Origin of the sequence: Micromonospora sp. WMMA1976, from assembly GCF_027497335.1 — a bacterium.
Classification (GTDB): Bacteria; Actinomycetota; Actinomycetes; order Mycobacteriales; family Micromonosporaceae; genus Micromonospora; species Micromonospora aurantiaca.
This window is the reverse complement of sequence record NZ_CP114912.1, coordinates 6,108,831-6,121,744: the sequence shown is the minus strand read 5'-3', so window position 1 is coordinate 6,121,744 and position 12,914 is coordinate 6,108,831. Positions and strand designations below refer to the sequence as shown.

Annotated in this window: 11 protein-coding genes; 5 read left to right on the top strand and 6 right to left on the bottom strand. The window is 73.4% G+C overall.

Translation table 11 applies throughout. From position 1 onward, the window contains the following. Nucleotides 1–8 precede the first annotated feature (8 nt). The 4 genes from O7546_RS28275 to O7546_RS28260 are packed head-to-tail and all read right to left on the bottom strand — an operon-like array spanning nucleotide 9 to nucleotide 5,531. Nucleotides 9–1,214: a hypothetical protein gene (locus tag O7546_RS28275; protein ID WP_194800368.1), complete on the bottom strand. Its 1,206-nt coding sequence runs from the start codon at nucleotides 1,212–1,214 to the stop codon at nucleotides 9–11. Further along, nucleotides 1,214–2,698 (bottom strand): O-antigen ligase family protein, encoded by a 1,485-nt coding sequence (locus O7546_RS28270; RefSeq protein ID WP_194800369.1) that lies wholly within the window; start codon nucleotides 2,696–2,698, stop codon nucleotides 1,214–1,216. The genes O7546_RS28275 and O7546_RS28270 overlap by 1 nt, the downstream gene beginning before the upstream one ends. Next, nucleotides 2,695–3,702 (bottom strand): DUF3048 domain-containing protein, encoded by a 1,008-nt coding sequence (locus O7546_RS28265; RefSeq protein ID WP_194800370.1) that lies wholly within the window; start codon nucleotides 3,700–3,702, stop codon nucleotides 2,695–2,697. Before O7546_RS28265 ends, O7546_RS28270 begins: the two co-directional genes overlap by 4 nt. After that, nucleotides 3,699–5,531, bottom strand: coding sequence for a Wzz/FepE/Etk N-terminal domain-containing protein (locus O7546_RS28260; protein ID WP_269697833.1), 1,833 nt, complete (start codon nucleotides 5,529–5,531; stop codon nucleotides 3,699–3,701). The genes O7546_RS28265 and O7546_RS28260 overlap by 4 nt, the downstream gene beginning before the upstream one ends. 499 nt (nucleotides 5,532–6,030) lie before the next feature. On the opposite strand from O7546_RS28260, the gene O7546_RS28255 reads away from it, so the two are divergent. The 4 genes from O7546_RS28255 to O7546_RS28240 are packed head-to-tail and all read left to right on the top strand — an operon-like array spanning nucleotide 6,031 to nucleotide 8,988. Further along, nucleotides 6,031–6,507, top strand: a complete 477-nt coding sequence (locus O7546_RS28255; protein ID WP_013289269.1) for a polysaccharide biosynthesis protein — start codon at nucleotides 6,031–6,033, stop codon at nucleotides 6,505–6,507. Further along, nucleotides 6,504–7,079 carry a glycosyltransferase gene (locus O7546_RS28250; protein ID WP_194800372.1) on the top strand — a complete coding sequence of 192 codons (576 nt, stop codon included), beginning with the start codon at nucleotides 6,504–6,506 and terminating at the stop codon, nucleotides 7,077–7,079. The genes O7546_RS28255 and O7546_RS28250 overlap by 4 nt, the downstream gene beginning before the upstream one ends. Further along, the gene (locus O7546_RS28245) at nucleotides 7,076–8,077 is read left to right on the top strand and encodes a sulfotransferase (protein ID WP_194800373.1); all 1,002 of its coding nucleotides are present in this window, start codon (nucleotides 7,076–7,078) and stop codon (nucleotides 8,075–8,077) included. The genes O7546_RS28250 and O7546_RS28245 overlap by 4 nt, the downstream gene beginning before the upstream one ends. Then, on the top strand, nucleotides 8,074–8,988 hold the full coding sequence (locus O7546_RS28240; protein WP_013289266.1) for a glycosyltransferase family 2 protein: 915 nt from the start codon (nucleotides 8,074–8,076) through the stop codon (nucleotides 8,986–8,988). The genes O7546_RS28245 and O7546_RS28240 overlap by 4 nt, the downstream gene beginning before the upstream one ends. A 58-nt stretch (nucleotides 8,989–9,046) precedes the next feature. On the opposite strand, the gene O7546_RS28235 is transcribed toward O7546_RS28240, so the two are convergent. Further along, nucleotides 9,047–10,603, bottom strand: a complete 1,557-nt coding sequence (locus tag O7546_RS28235; RefSeq protein WP_194800374.1) for a hypothetical protein — start codon at nucleotides 10,601–10,603, stop codon at nucleotides 9,047–9,049. 101 nt (nucleotides 10,604–10,704) lie between these two features. Further along, nucleotides 10,705–11,583, bottom strand: a complete 879-nt coding sequence (locus O7546_RS28230; RefSeq protein WP_194800375.1) for a 3'(2'),5'-bisphosphate nucleotidase CysQ — start codon at nucleotides 11,581–11,583, stop codon at nucleotides 10,705–10,707. 198 nt (nucleotides 11,584–11,781) lie between these two features. Here O7546_RS28230 and O7546_RS28225 point away from each other — a divergent pair, with 198 nt between their 5' ends. Next, on the top strand, nucleotides 11,782–12,876 hold the full coding sequence (locus O7546_RS28225) for a PLP-dependent aminotransferase family protein (RefSeq protein ID WP_194800376.1): 1,095 nt from the start codon (nucleotides 11,782–11,784) through the stop codon (nucleotides 12,874–12,876). Nucleotides 12,877–12,914 lie beyond the last annotated feature (38 nt).

The window sequence follows — 12,914 nt, the reverse complement described above, 5'->3', positions numbered from 1 at the left end:
TCCTCAACTCAGCCGGCCCGGCGGGCCAGGTGTTCCTCGACGGCGGGCAGCAGCCAGGTGTCGACGTGCCCCAGTCGCGCACCCGCCTCCGCCTGCCGGTCCCGCAGGTAGCGCGCCGCCAGCTCCACCAGGTAGAGCACGGCGACCAGATCGGCGCCCCCACCGGTCTGGTCGAACGGCGCCAGGGTGGCCCCGGCGCCGGCGATCAGTGCGCGGGCTGCCTCGACCGGTTCCACCCCGTCGTGGCTCATCGCGCCCTGCACCGCCAGGTGCAGCGCGTCGTACCCGGCCGGCACGTCCGCCTCGAACCGTTCCCAGTCCCAGACCAGCACCCGGCCGTCGGCCAGCACCGCGCTGTTGCCGCCGTTCCAGTCCCCGTGCCAGGCGCCGAAGGCCACCACCGGGTCGGCGTCCGCGACAGACTTCAGCGCCGCGCGCAGCCGCCCGGCCTCCGGCCGGGGCCCGAGCGCGTCCACCGCGGCGGTGAGCCGGGCCGCGTGCCCGCTTGCCGCCCACGACTGCCGGCGTACCCCGAGACAGCCCGCGACCGCCACCATCGCGTCGCGTTCGGCCGCCTCCGCGGCGGCCGGAGCGGCCCGGGGCAGCCGCACCGGCAGCGCCTCCTGCACCAGCAGCGCGTGGCCGTGCCAGTCGCCGTGGTGGCGTACCCCGGCCAGCACCACCGGGCCGAGCGGCACCTCGGCGAGGCGGCGCAGCGCGTCCGCCTCGGCGTGCACCAGCGCGCGGGTCAGCGGGTCGACGCCGAGCTTGGCGTACCCGAGGGCCCGTCCGTCCGGGGCGAGCAGTTGCAGCACCGGCTTGCGGTTCGCCCGGGCCGGCCCGATGTGCAGGCTCACCAGCGCCGGCTCGCCGAGCACCTCGGTCAGGTACGCGTCCAGCCCGCCGCCGTCGACCACCAGCCGGTCGCGGAACACCAGTGGGCCCAGCCCGAGCCGGAACGCGGTGGACAGCCCTTGCCGGACCAGCTTGGCCTTGCGGCCGACCGCCTCGGTGGAGTGCCGGACCGCGCTCGCCGCCGCCCGGCCCGAGCCGGTCGGCACGAGCAGCCGGGGGCGGGACGCCGAGGGCACCACCACCCAGCCGGCGCCGCCGCGGCGCAGGCTGGGCTCGGCCGGCGCGGGCCAGATCAGCCCGGCCAGTTCACCGAGGTACGCGGCACGGCCGTCGCCGTCCGGGGGTACGCGGAACACCATCAGCTGTCACCGGTCTTTTCCAGTCGGGCCCGTAGCCCGGCGATCGTGCCCTGGGGTGGCGCCGGCGCGAGCGACCGGCGTATCCGGTCGTTGCGGGCCAGCAGGGCGACAGTGATCAGGGCGTAGGCGAGTGTCGCTTCCATCGCACCGTAGGTGAACTGGAAGAAGAGCATGAGGATGAGCACCAGCGTGCCGGCGATGCCGACCGCGCTGTGGTCGCGGCGGTAGCGCCAGATGCAGTAGATGAAGAAGGCGTTGTAGCAGATCGCCCCGACCCAGCCCTGCCCGACGAGCAGCGCCCAGACCTGGCCGTTGCTGCCGAGTTCCCGGTTGCCGCACTGCTTGCAGTCCTCGGACTTGCCGATGGCGATGGACCGGTTGCTGCCGATCAGCGCCCGGTTGCCGCCGTACCCGAGGATCGGCGAATGGTTTGCCGCGGTGACCGCGCCCTGGGACAGCGTGGTCCGGATGTCGTCGCTGTGGCCGTTCTGGAGGCGTTCGTCGAAGGTGCGGCCGAGCGGTGTGGCGACGATCAGCACCCCGATCAGCCCGACCGCCAGGGCGAGCCCGCCGAGCACCACCATCCGGCCGCGCAGCGCGAGCCGCAGCGCGACGTACGCGGCGGCGATGCCGAGACCGATCCAGAGGCCCCGGTTCAGCGAGTAGACGATCGGAAAGATCGCCGCCAGGGCGATCGCCACGCCCGCGGTACGGCGCATCGGCTTGCCCAGCACGACCCAGCCGACGATCAGCCAGACCAGCAGGATGGCGGTGTTCTGGCCCCACGAGTTCGTGTAGGTGAACGGCGCGGACGGGCGGGGCGAACTGGCCTCCCCCTCGATCACCTGCTGCACCTGGGCGAACTTGATCTCCATGAGCGAGGTGACGTACGGGTGGCCGGCGATCGACTGGGGCAGGACGAAACGCAGCGGCGCGACGAACGTGAGGTTCGGGTACAGCGAGCCGATCCAGCCGCCCAGCACCACGACCACGCCCATGAACCCGAACAGGCGGACCATCCGGCGCTGGGACAGCTCCCGCTCCCGCAGGTTGTAGACGTAGAGCATGGTCACCGTCATGGCGACGTAGTTGGCGAGCCGGATGCCCCAGCCGATGTACTTGCCGCTGCCGCCCGGGGGCAGCGTGTTCGGCGCGGTGAGGTCGAGGGTGAGCACGGACAGGAACACCCAGAGCAGCAGGACCATCCAGATCCCGAAGCCGGGCGGCACCCGGATCGGGCCCCGCTTGCGCATCTGCACCACCATCGGCACCGCGAAGATGACGAAGACGAAGCTCGACACGCCGAGCACCCACCACAGCGGGTACAGCAGGAAGACCGAGATCAGCGGCCATGCCGTCGGCAGCCGCCACGACCAGCTCTCCGGCCGTACCGTCACCGTCCGCAGGCGGTTCCCGTCCGGAGGCGACACCGCCCCGACCGGAACCGTCCCGCGCGCGGTGCGGGGCGGGGTGGCGGTGCTCATTTCACGGTGACCTTGGCGGTGGTCGGCGCGTAGATCACCCACGCGTTGCCGGGCCGGGGGTGCAGGAGGTCGCCGCCGGTGTCGGCGAGCGTGCAGACCATGCTCAGGCCGGGCTTGCGCCACCGGCCCTTCGCGCTGTTCGGCCCGGACACCGCGACCACGGCACCCTCACCGAAGACGTTCGCCGACGGCAGTGAGCGGGCCGACGGCTTACGCACCTCCAGCGTGCGGTACTCCATCGTCAGCACGATGACGGAGGCGGCGGTCACGGTGACCTTGCCGACCTTGCCGACCCAGACGGACTTGGCCTGGTCGTACCGCCAGACCATCGGCGGGCCGCCGGAGACGGTGACGGTGAGTTCGGTGGCCGGTGCGAGGTCGCGGACGGCGAGCGCGTCGCCCTCGCCGGCGTGGTCGATCGGCGGGGTGGGCGGCTGGCCGCCCTTCGGGGCGGCCTTGAGCAGCGCGGCGGTCGACGTGTAGTCGCCGGAGAAGACCTTGCTGTCGTCGTCGGGCGTCACGCCGTCGAGGTCGGAGTTCTCGAACTGGGTGAGGAAGCCGGTGGGGCCGCCGTCGTAGCCGACGAACGGGCGCAGCACGGCGAGCGACCGGATGTCGACCGGCCGGATCTCGGTGACCGGGCCGATCTTGGTGGCGTCCTTGGAGTGGAACACGGCGGTCAGGTGCAGCGTGTCGGACTCGGCGAACTCGGCGTAGACCAGGTCGGCGGCGTCCAGGCCGGCCGGGGTGGTCGCGGGGCTCACCCGCAGCGGCACGGCGACCGCCTGGCGGGTGGCAGCGGCCGGGGTGCTCACCGGCGCGCCGGTGAGCGGGCCGGTGGGCAGGGTCGGCGAGGCACTGGCCGCAGAAGGCGAGGCGGTGACGTCGCCGGGGTCCACCACCTGGACCTTGCCCGGCTTGGGCTCGGGCTCGCTGCACCCGGTACCGACGCCGAGGACGACGGCGGGGGCGATGGCGGCGCGGAGCATCTGCCGGCGGTTCACCCCAGGTCCTCGCCGGAGTCGAGGGCGTAGCTGCGGCCGTCGCCGTCACCCCGGGAGCGGTACGTGCCGCCGGTGCCGTTGAGCGGCACCGGCTTGCCCGGCATGCCCTGGTTGCCGGGGCTCGGCGGCGGGGTGGCCTTGCCCGGTGCCGGCTTCGCCGGGGCGGGGCGGGACGACTGCATGCGCGGCAGCACCATCGTCGACTCGGCGGACGGGCCGGGGCTCGGCCGGGGCTTGGGCCGGTTGGCCGGTGCCACCGGGGTGCTCGGCGTGCTCGGCGTGCCCGAACCGCCCGAGGACGCCGGCCGGGCGGCGCCGGCCGGCTGGGCGGCCAGGCGCGGGGCCAGCACGGCACCGATCACCGGTGCGTTCACCTGCTCGAACTGCTGCAGAGCGGCGGTGATCTCGCCGCTGCGGGTCTTGCCCGCCTCGGCCACCATGATCACGGCGTCGACGTACCGGCCCAGGGCCTGGGCCTCCACGGCGAAGGTGGGCTGCGCGGTCTCGATGATCACGTGGTCGAAGCGCGCGGACAGCTCGTGCAGGATCTCCAGCAGACCGGCGACCGGCAGCTCGACCTCCGCGTCCAGGTCGCCCGGCACCAGCACCCGGAGCTGGCCCAGCCCCGGGACCGGCGCGAGCGCCTTGAGCGGGGGTACGTCGCGGCGCAGCACGGACGCCAGGTTGTGCCGGCCCTCGGCCACGCCGGTGATGGCGCCCACCGTCGAGTCGGGCTTGGTGGTGATCAGCGCGACCTGCTGGCCGGTACGGGCGTACGCGGCGGCGAGGTTGGCGGCGACGAACCCGGCGGCGGAGCCGGCCGAGGCGTCGCAGAGCAGCAGCTGGCGGCCGCGTCCGCCCTGTGCCGGCTCGGGCACGGCGGACAGCAGCACGTTCCGCAGCCGGCCCAGCTCGCGGGAGACCCGGTGGGTGGCCGGCAGGACGGCCAGCGACGGCGTCCGCGACGGCAGCTCCACGAGCAGCGGCAGGCCGACCCGGTCGGAGATGTCACGACCGCGCCGGATCCGGGTGTCGAGCCGGTCCAGCACCAGCGCCAGCACGATGCCGAGCAGCAGGCCCGCGCCCATGCCGCTGGCGAGGTTGAGCGTGCGGTTCGGCGAGCTGGGCGAGTCGGGCAGCCGGGCGTCGGAGATGATCTCGCCCGGGTCGGAGCCGGCCGACACCAGCGGGCTGAGACGGTTGTTCAGGCCGGTGATCTGGTTGGTCAGGACGCTCCGCTCGGCCTCGGCCCGCTCCCGCTCGGGCGAGTTCGACGGCGCCGCCGCGATCCGCCCGGCGACCGCGCTGAGCTGCTTGTTCAGTTCGGCGATCTGCTGCTTGAGCGCGTTCGTCTCGTTCTCCAGCGTCTTCTGCGCGGTGGCCTTGCGCAGGTCCAGGTACGCCTGGGCGAACGCGTGCGAGCCCGACTGGGCGCCCTCGGGGCTGTTCGTCTCGTAGACCACCTGGAGGATCTGGCTGTTCGGCGGCACCTTGACGGTCACCGACTTGACGAGCTGGTCGGCCCCGGTGTCGACCTTCATCAGCGCCTTGGCCCGCTCGGCCACGACCAGGGAACGGACCACCTGGGCCTCGGTGTCGAGGTTGACCTTGGTGTTGGGGTTGCTCTCCGCGCCCGAGCCGAGCGGGCGCACCAGCAGCGACGTGGTCGAGGTGTAGCGCGCCTCCTGGATCTGGTTCAGCACGAGCCCACCGCCCAGCCCGAGGACCGCGGCGAGCAGCAGGATCCACCAGCGGCGGCGCAGCCAGCCCAGGTAGGCCATCAGGGCAAGACCGTCGGCGTCGCTCTCGGCCAAATGGGGTGAGGGCATCAGAGTCTGTCGCTCCCTTTCGACCGAGCCGGGCAGTCCACGGCACAGCTGGACCTGACCGTGGCCTTGAGTGTCCCCGATCCGAACGACGAGGGAAAGTCTGCTCACGTTCCGGTAAGCCTGCCCGGGTGTGGGCAGCCCGCGTAGAAATGGCCGATCGGCGCTGACCATTCGGCGGGTTTCCCGGTGTCGGGCCCGACCTGTCCCCGGATAAGCCGGCGTCGCCGACGGCTCTCGTGCGGAGCGGTGACGGAATCCTGACACATCTCACTTTCTTCCGGTGGCCCGCCCCGGCGGCGCGGGGCGAACCGGGCTGACCTGGACGGTGACCGGCGGGTGGGCATCCCAGCGACGGGAATCGAGAGGTGAGCCGACCGGCGCGCCAGGATCCGTCCAATGGCCCCTTCAGTTGCCCAGGGGCGCGCCAGTAGGTTGTCAGGACGCGTCCGAGGGGCTTTCACAAAATCCGGACGCGTCATCCGCGTACGGGAGGAACTCTGTGGTGAGCGGGTCAACCGAGGACTCGGGGCAGGTCCTGCTGGTGGGTTCCAGTGGCGGGCACCTGGCCCAGCTCCTGGCCCTGGAACCGTGGTACCGGGATCGGCGCCGCGCATGGGTAACGTTCGACACCCCCGACGCGCGCTCGCTGCTCGCCGGTGAGGACGTGGTCTGGGCGCACCACCCCACCACACGCAACGTCAAGAACCTGGTACGCAACGCGTTCCTCGCGCTTAAGGTGATCCGCCGGCGTCAGGTCGACGCGGTGGTCACCACCGGCGCCGGGGTCGCCCTGCCGTTCGTGGTGGCGGCCCGGATGCGCAAGATCCCGACGGTCTACATCGAGGTGTACGACCGGATCGACAGCGCGACGCTCACCGCCCGGCTCTGCCGTCCCTTCCTCTCCGCGATGCTCGTGCAGTGGGACGAGCAGCGCCGGATGTACCCGGAGGCGACCGTCGTGGGGAACCTCCTGTGATCCCCCGGCAGCGGGACCGGCGCTCCGCGGCGCCGTACGTGCTTGTCGTCGTCGGCACCGACGTGCACCGCTTCGACCGGCTGGTCGGCTGGCTGGAGCGCTGGCACGCGTCGCGGCCCGAGGTCCGGCTGGTCCTCCAGTACGGCCACAGCCGCACCCCGGCGTTGCCCGAGGCCACCCCGTTCCTCGGCCACGAGGAACTCCAGCGGGCGATGGCGGAGTCGACGCTCGTGGTCAGCCACGGCGGCCCGGCCACCATCACCGAGGCGCGGCGCAACGGCCACCTGCCGATCGTGGTGCCCCGCGACCCGTCGCACGACGAGCACGTCGACAACCACCAGCAGCTGTTCTCCCGCCGTCTCGGCGCGGCCGGCATGGTGCGGCTGTGCGAGTCCGAGGCCGAGTTGCTCGCCGCGCTGGACGAGGGCCTGGCCGACCCGAACCGGTTCGTGCTGGCCGCCGACCCGAACCGCCCGGACCCGCGCGCCGAGGCGGTCGCCCGGGTCGGCGCGGTGATCGACGAGCTGGTGGCCCGCCGGGTACGGCGACGAGCCGTCGGGCGTCGCGGATGAGCGCCCCGGATCCGGCGCCGCCGCGGGTCCTCTTCGTCGGCGGCCTCGGGCGCAGCGGCTCCACGTTGCTGGAGCTGCTGCTGGCGCAGAGCGCCGACGTGTGCGCCGTCGGCGAGGTGGTGCACCTGTGGGAGCGGGCACTCGGCGCCGACGAGCGGTGCGGCTGCGGCGAGCGGTTCACCGCCTGCCCGTTCTGGCGCCAGGTCGGCGACCAGGCGTTCGGCGGCTGGGCCGCTGTCGACCGGGACGACGTGCTGGCACTGAAGGACCGCGTCGACCGGACCCGGCACATCCCCCGGCTCGCGAAGGACGCGCTCCCGCCGGAGCAGCTGGCCGACGTGCGCCGCTACGCCGACCTGTACACCCGGATCTACCGGGCCGCGCTGTCGGCGACCGGCGCCCGGGTGGTGGTGGACTCCAGCAAGCACGCCTCGCTCGCCTTCGCGCTGCGCTGGGCCGAAGGGCTCGACCTGCGGGTGCTGCACCTGGTCCGGGACAGCCGGGCGGTGGCGTACTCGTGGGGCAAGCAGGTGCGCCGCCCCGAGGTGGTCGACGGCGAGGACTACATGCCGACCTTCTCGCCGTTCGAGGTGAGCAAACTGTGGACCGCGCAGAACGCCGCGTTCCACCTGCTCGCGTCCCGGGCGAAGGTGCTGCGGCTGCGCTACGAGGACTTCACCGCCGACCCGGCCGGCACCGTACGCCGGGTGCGGGACTTCGCCGGCCTGCCGGACGACCCGGCGGCGCTGCGCATCCTGGCCGGGGCCGACGACACCGGCGCGGCGCCCGAGCCGGCCGCGCCGTTCCGGGCGCACAGCGTCGCCGGCAACCCGCTGCGGTTCAGCGGCGGGCCGTTGACGGTGCGCCGGGACGAGGCGTGGCGGGACCGCCTGCCGCGCCGCAGCCGTGCCGTGGTCAGCCTGGCCACGCTTCCCCTGCGGGTCCGCTACGGCTACCTGGGCCAGCGGGGATCCGACGAGTCCGTGGAGAGAGCATGAGTGGGCCGAGCATCTCGGTCGTCGTACCGACGCGGGACCGTCCGGAGCTGCTGCGTGCGGCGCTCGACGCGATCCTCAGCCAGGCCCACCCGGGCCTGATCGAGGCGATCGTCGTCTACGACCAGTCCGAGCCGGACCGGTCGCTGGAGACCGACCGGGGTGACCGGCGGATCCGGGTGATCACGAATACCCGTACCGCGGGGCTGGCCGGCGCGCGCAACACCGGCATCGAGGCGGCCACCGGCGACTGGGTGGCGTTCTGCGACGACGACGACGAATGGCTGCCCGGCAAGCTGGCCGCCCAGTTCGGAGCGCTCGACGCGCACCCGGACGGCGCGCTGGTGAGCTGCGGCATCCGGGTCAGCTACGACGACCGTACGGTGGACCGTTCGCTGGACCGGGCCCGGATCTCGCTGGAGGCGCTGCTGCGCGACCGGCTCACCGAGCTGCACCCGTCCACGTTCCTGATCCGCCGCGCCGCGCTGCTCGACGCGATCGGCCTGGTGGACGAGCAGATCCCGGGCAGCTACGCGGAGGACTACGAGTTCCTGCTCCGCGCCGCCCGGTACGCCCCGCTGGTGAACGTGGAGAGCCCGTACGTGCTGGTCCGCTGGCACAAGCGGTCCTACTTCGCGCAGCGCTGGGAGACCATCTCGACCGCGTTGCAGTGGCTGCTGCGCCGCTACCCGGAGTTCGCCACCGTGCCGCACGGCGAGGCGCGGGTGGCCGGGCAGATCGCCTTCGCGCAGGCCGCGATGGGCAACCGGCGCGACGCGGTCCGCTGGGCCCGGCGCACGCTGGCCCGCAACCCGAAGGAGCCGCGCGCCTACCTGGCGCTGGCGGTGGCGAGCCGGGCCGTGCAGGCCGACCGGGTGCTGCGCACGCTGCACAAGCGCGGCCGGGGCATCTGAGCCGTACGCGAGACGGGCGGGCGACCTCGGTCGCCCGCCCGTTCTCGTTCCGCTGCGATCAGGCCGTGCAGAAGGACTTCCACGCCTGGATGCTCGGCTGGTCGAGCAGCCGGAAGTCGCCCTGGCTGACCGTCTGGTTGTAGTACGCCACGAACTCCGGCCGCTGGCCGTTGAGGAAGCCGGTCATCGACCGGATCCAGGCCGCCCGTCCGGTGCCCGCGTCACCGGGCACCAGGTCACTGCCGGTCTCGGCGACGCCCCACGGCTTACCGAGCGCCTTCGACTTGCTGATCATGGGGCCGTAGATCTCCTGCGGCGAGGCGTACCGCTTCCACTTCTTGCCCCAGTTGTAGCAGTCCCAGCCGAGCGCCTCGATCACGTCGCCGCCGGGGTAGAACGCGTCGAAGCTGCGGCCGGACTTCGGGTCGAGCGTCCAGCACATCAGGATCAGCGTGTTGATCAGCTTCGGGTTGCCGGTCCGGTCGGCCAGGCCGGCGATCCGCTTCCACGCCGTCCGGTACGCCGTCGTGCTGAACGCGCCGCGCTCGACGTCGTCCTCCGGCTCGTGGAAGTACGACCAGTAGACGTTGTGCTCGCGCGGGATCGAGGAGAACCAGGAGGTCAGGCGGGAGTCGAACTTGCCGGTGTTCACCTCCTGCGGCGACGCCTTGAACGACACCACGACGGTCCGGTCCACCACGTCGGCACGGCTGCCGGACCAGGCCGGCGGCAGGCCGGGGAAGAAGATCCGGGCCATCCGCAGCTTGCCGAAGGTCCGGTCGGACCGGGCCAGCGCCTGACCGAACGTCTCCCCGCTCTGCACACCGATCGAGGCGCCGGGCAGCGTCAGTCGCGTACCGCTGAAGGCCGGCCCGGCGGCGGCGGAGGGCGACGGGCGCGTCGAGGGCTTGCCCCCGAGACCCTGGTCGGCGGTCGGGGACGCGCCCGGGGTGGCGGGCGCGCCCGGGCCCATCGAGGTGGCCGGCCCGACCGAGCCGGGCGTCCCGCCGGCCTGCCGTTCCGCAGCGTCGGGTCGCAGCGTGGCCACCGCGACCCCGCTGCCGGCCACGGCCAGGACCAGTGCCGCCGCGAGGGCGACCCGCCAGCGACGACGGGAGCCGCCGGACGACGGCACGGGGGCCGGGGCGAGCGGCGGCGCGGGCGGGTCGCCCGGACCGCCGGTGGCCGGTCCGTGCGGAGCGTCCACCGGGGGCGGTCCGGTCAGCGTGGCGGTCGCCGTGGTGCTCGCCCCCCAGCCCGCCTCACCCGCCGGACCGGCCTGAGTGGCCCAGGCGTCGTCGTGCGGCTCACCCGGGGGCCAGGCGTCACCGCCGTGGCCCGCCGGCCCGTGCTGCGGCGCCCAGCCGTTCGTCGTGCCGGCAGCGGCGTCCCAGCCGGCCGGGTCGTGCCCGGGCCCGTCGTGGTGACCGGCGTCGGGCCGGTCGCGCTCGGGCCAGGGCAGGTCACCGCCCAGCCGGGCCGGTGGTGGCGGTGGCGCGCTCTCGGCCTCCGGCCAGGGCAGCGACGGGCCGCCCACCTGGCGTGGAATGTCCTGACCCGGCCACAGGCCGGTCGGCTGCCCGAAGGCATTGTGCGGCTCTCGGTCGGCCGGCATGACCCTCCCTGGCTGTCGGCGGCCCGTGGTCGGGGCTCAGATCGCCACGCATACCTGCCCGACGATAACCCTCATCCACCTGGCCGTACGTACCGTGACACTCAGCCGAACGCCTCACCCTGGTCACCGGTGACGGTCGAAGCGGGCATCTCGACCCCGGTCCGGGCGATCGCGTCGAGCAACTGGTCGGCCAGTTCGGGCCGGCAGACCAGCAGATCGGGCAGCCGCGGGTCGGCCCGGTTGTAGCGCAGCGGCGAACCGTCGATCCGGGACGCGTGCATGCCCGCGCCCAGCGCCACGGCGACCGGTGCGGCACTGTCCCACTCGTACTGACCGCCCGCGTGGACGTACGCGTCGACCTCGCCGGTCACCACCGCGCAGACCTTCACACCGGCCGAGCCCATCGGCACGGCGGTGGCGCCGAGCATCTCGACCAGCTCGCCCACGAACGCCGGCGGGCGGCTGCGGCTCACCGCGATCCGGATCGGCCCGTCGGACGCCTTCGGCTGCGGGCAGGTGGTGCCGAGCACGAGCGGCGCACCGTCCACCGTGGTCCGGGCCGGCATGCCGACCGCGCCGGCGACCAGGGCGCCGTCCGGGGCGGCGGAGCGCTGCCAGAGCGCCACGTGCACCGCCCAGTCGTCGCGTCCCTCCTCGGAGAACTCGCGCGTGCCGTCCAGCGGGTCGATGATCCAGACCCGGTCCGCCTCGTGCCGGGGCGCGCACTCGCCGTCCGCCCACGCGCGGCGCGAGTCGGCCTCCTCCTCGGAGAGCACCGCGTCGGCCGGCCGCAGCCGGGCCAGCGCCGCCGTCATCAGCTCGTGCGACGCGCGGTCGCCGGCGTCCTTGAGCGCCTTCGGGTCGGCGAAGCCCTGCCGGTCCCGCAGCGCGGTGAGCGCCTTGCCGGCCTCGGTCGCCAGCCACTGCGCGAACCGCTGGTCGTCGAGCCGTCCCGCCTCGTCCTCGGTCACGAGCCTCATCCCTTGTTCTCCCGGGTCTGCCGCGACCCGTCATCCTTCGGCGTCCGGTCGGACCGGCGCCAGCGTCCGTCGGATCGTAGACAGTCGCGAGGCGGTCTCGGATCCCCCGGACGCACCGGTGACCTGGCCGGCCGCCCGCATGTTGAACTTCGCGTGTATCGCGGTCGGACCCGCCGGGCCAGGCCCTAGGCTCTGCGCATGACCGCCGAGCAGCTGATCTCGTTCGCCCGTGGCGCGCCTTCGCTGGACATCGTCGATGTCGAAGGGCTCAAGGCCGCCGCCGTCCGCGCCTTCGACGCCGACCCCGCCGGGGTCACCGCGTACGGCACCTCCGTCGGCTACCCGCCCCTGCGGAAGTGGATCGCCGAGAAGCACGGTGTCGAGGCCGACCAGGTGCTGATCACCAACGGTTCGTTGCAGGCCGACGCGTTCCTCTTCGACCACCTGGTCCGCCGTGGCGACGCGGTGGTGGTCGAGCGCCCGACGTACGACCGCACGCTGCTCAACCTCAAGCAGATGGGCGGCGAGGTGCACGGCGTGACGATCCAGCCGGACGGTCTGGACACCGCCGAGCTGCGCAAGCTGCTGGAGTCCGGGGTACGGCCGCGGCTGGCCCACGTGATCCCCAACTACCAGAACCCGGCCGGCGTGACGCTCTCCCTGGAGAAGCGCCGTGAGCTGCTGGACCTGGCCGCCGAGTACGAGTTCACGATCTTCGAGGACGACCCGTACGCGGACATCCGGTTCCGGGGCGAGCCGCTGCCCTCGATGCTGTCGATGGACACCCGGGGCGTGGTGGTGCACGCCTCCAGCTTCACCAAGACGGTCTGCCCGGGCGTCCGGGTCGGCTACCTGGTCGGCCCGGCCGAGCTGATCGCGGCGATCGCCAAGCGGGCCACAAACCTCTACATCTCGCCCGGCATGGTGGCGCAGGCGATCGTGCACCAGTTCTGCGTCTCGGGCGCGATCGACGAGTCGATCCGGACGGTCCGTTCGGCGCTCGGCGAGCGGTCGGCGGTGCTGGCCGAGTCGTTGCGCCGGCACATCCCGGAGGCCCGGTTCGTGGAGCCGGACGGCGGCTACTTCCTCTGGGTGGAACTGCCCGAGGACGTCGACGTCGACCGGCTCGCCCCGGCGGCCGCCGAACGCGGCGTGGCGGTGGTGAAGGGCAGCGACTTCATGGTCGACGGCGGCCGGCACGCGCTGCGCCTGGCGTACTCGGCGGTGACGGCGGACCGGATCGACGAGGGTGTGCGGCGTCTCGCCGAGGCGATGGCCGCCGTTCGCGGCTGATTTTCTGTCGGGTTTCTGACAAAAAGGCCCCGCTGGCC